The 2394-nt window shown below is 65.5% G+C and carries 3 protein-coding genes; all 3 read right to left on the reverse strand.

Features of this window, described 5'->3' with window-relative positions; translation table 11 throughout:
* Nucleotides 1–986: MFS transporter (locus tag WCB02_RS07235; protein WP_423957150.1), on the reverse strand; the 986-nt coding region annotated here is incomplete at its 3' end.
* Nucleotides 987–1068: 82 nt separating this feature from the next.
* Entirely contained in the window at nt 1069–1722 is a 654-nt protein-coding gene (gene alkB, locus WCB02_RS07240; protein WP_423957151.1) for a DNA oxidative demethylase AlkB, read from the reverse strand.
* Nucleotides 1719–2394: 2OG-Fe(II) oxygenase (locus WCB02_RS07245; protein ID WP_423957152.1), on the reverse strand; the 676-nt coding region annotated here is incomplete at its 5' end. The genes alkB and WCB02_RS07245, both read right to left, overlap by 4 nt.

A 2394-nucleotide genomic window follows, 5' to 3' on the forward strand; every position in this document is an offset into this window, starting at 1 on the left:
AGCATGCAGCCCCAGGCGGACCCGGCGATGAATTGCGCCACGACGAGCGTGGTGAGGTTGCCGGCCATCTCGGCGACCAGCACCGCGACGGCGCCGAACAGGCCGGCTATGCCCATCACGATCAATCCGCCGCGGTGCCTCATCACCCTGCTGGCCGGAAACATCGCTATATTGAACCCGATCCAGAATACCGGCATCAGCCAAGGCAGATCGGCGCGCCTGGCAAAGCGCAGATAGAACGGCTCGCTGTTGATGCTGAAATGCAGCTGGTAGCCAAGTGCGAGGGCGATCATTGCGGCAACGAAGATCATCGGGATGGTGCCGAACGGTTTTGCCGGTCTGGATGGCTTGACCGGTGACCCGATCGCCGCGCCGTCGCGCTCCACTTTGGACAGCAGCAGCGCGGTGAACAGCAGCACCACGCTCGCGATCGCGAAGGGAAGCCGTGGGTCACGGTCGCGCAGGACAGCCCCGAGATAGGGTGAAAGCGCGCCGGCGAGGCCGTAGCCGAGCAGCACCACGGCCGACAGAAATGGCAGCTGCGGTCTGGCGCTATGCTGGGCCAGCAGGATCAACGGCGGGGCGCGCAACGCCGAGGACGTGATCGCCCAGGTCGCGATCAACGCAATCAGGCTGGTCCTTGCGCCCATGCCGGCGCCTGCGACGAAGGGCAGCGCCACGAAGGCCGCGCAGGAGATCGCTGTCAGCGCGCCCACGAACACGCCGAGCCGGCCGGTCAGCGCAGAGATCCGGTCGGCGGCAATTCCCATCGCGGTGTCGGTGACGGTAAAGATCGCCTGATCCATCATCAGGATCAGGATCACCGCGCCGGGCGCCATCCCGACCTCAGCCGCGAGCTTCGGCAGATAGACCACATAGGCGGCCCAGAGCAGCGTAAAGACGAACTGCAGGAACGCCAGATAGACGCCCAGGCGGTTGGTGCCGACACTGAAGTCGGCTTCGGCTTTCAGGTCGGTCGCGGTCATGACGCCGACCATAGACAGCTAAAACCTTGAGGAAATGTGGGCGTTGTTTGGCCCGCTTTTCCTTCGGCCGGACACAATGGCGTCAGCGCGCCTTGCGGAACGTCAGGTTGATCCGCTGCCGGCCGAGCAGGCCATGCTCGCCGTCGGCGAGCGGCGCCACGCCATGAAAGAACAGCCGCGACGGGCCGCCCCATACCACCACATCGCCATGCGCGAGCCGAAACCGCTGCGGCTTGTCGGAGCGTTTCAAGCCCCCGAACAGGAAGATCGCGGGCAGGCCGAGCGAGACCGAGACGATCGGGTTGGAGAAATCGATCTCGTCGCGGTCCTGATGCAGCGACATGCGGGCGCCCGGCGCGTAGCGATTGATCAGGCAGGCGTCCGGCGCGAATTGCGCAAAGCCCGCGCAATCGGCGGCTTGCGCGGCGAGCTCGCGAAACACCGGCGGCATCGAAGGCCAGGGCTTCCCGGAGCAGGGATCGAGCGCATCGTAACGATAGCCGCTGCGATCGGTGACCCAGCCGAAGCCGCCGCAATTCGTCATCGCCACCGACATCCGGTGTCCGCCCGGCGTTTCCATATGGCGGAACGGCGCCTGTTGGATGATCGCACGCAGCGCTGCAATCAGTTCGGCTTCGACGGGCCGCACGAAGCCGCGCAGCAAAACCGCACCTTCGACCATCGCCTCTGGCGACGGGCGGAGGTCACCAATGTGCTGGAACAGATCAGCCGTCATTTCGCATCGTGGAAGATCACGCCGAGGGTGTGGCGATGGCCGGAGCGGACCCGGCTGACACCATGACGAAGATTGACCCGATAGGTCCCGCGTGTCCCCTGCACCGGCCGATGATGCACGGCAAAGGCGACCGCATCGCCCTGCCCCAGCGGAACCACCTCGGCGCGCGATTGCATGCGCGGCCGCTGCTCGGTCAGCACGAACTCGCCGCCGGTGAACTCCTGCCCCGGTTGCGACAGCAGGACCGCGACCTGCAGCGGAAACACATGCTCGCCATAGAGATCCTGATGCAGGCAATTATAGTCGCCCGCCTCATATTGCAGCAGAAGCGGCGTGGGCCGGGTCTGGCCTGCGGCGTGACAACGCTGCAAAAAGGCCTCGTGCCGGTCGGGGTAGCGGATATCGATGCCCATCGCCTCGTTCCAGCGGTTGGCGATGCCTTGCAGCCGCGCGTAAAGCGCGGGACGCATTTGCGCGATCACATCGGGCAGCGGATAGGAGAAATACTTGTACTCGCCGCGGCCGAAGCCGTGGCGTCCCATCACGATGCGGCTGCGGAAATGCGCATCATCGGGATAAAACGCGGCCAGCGCGCAGCATTCGTCGGGGGAGAGCAACGCGTTCAGGACGGCGCAGCCCTGCGAGTCCAGTTCGCTCTCCGCCTGCGCCCAG

Origin of the sequence: Bradyrhizobium sp. (genome assembly GCF_049581145.1) — a bacterium.
Classification (GTDB): Bacteria; Pseudomonadota; Alphaproteobacteria; order Rhizobiales; family Xanthobacteraceae; genus Bradyrhizobium.

Coding starts and splice junctions, on each gene's coding strand:
- alkB (WP_423957151.1), bottom strand. CDS start 1,722: ATGACGGCTGATCTGTTCCAGCACATTGGTGACCTCCGCCCGTCGCCA.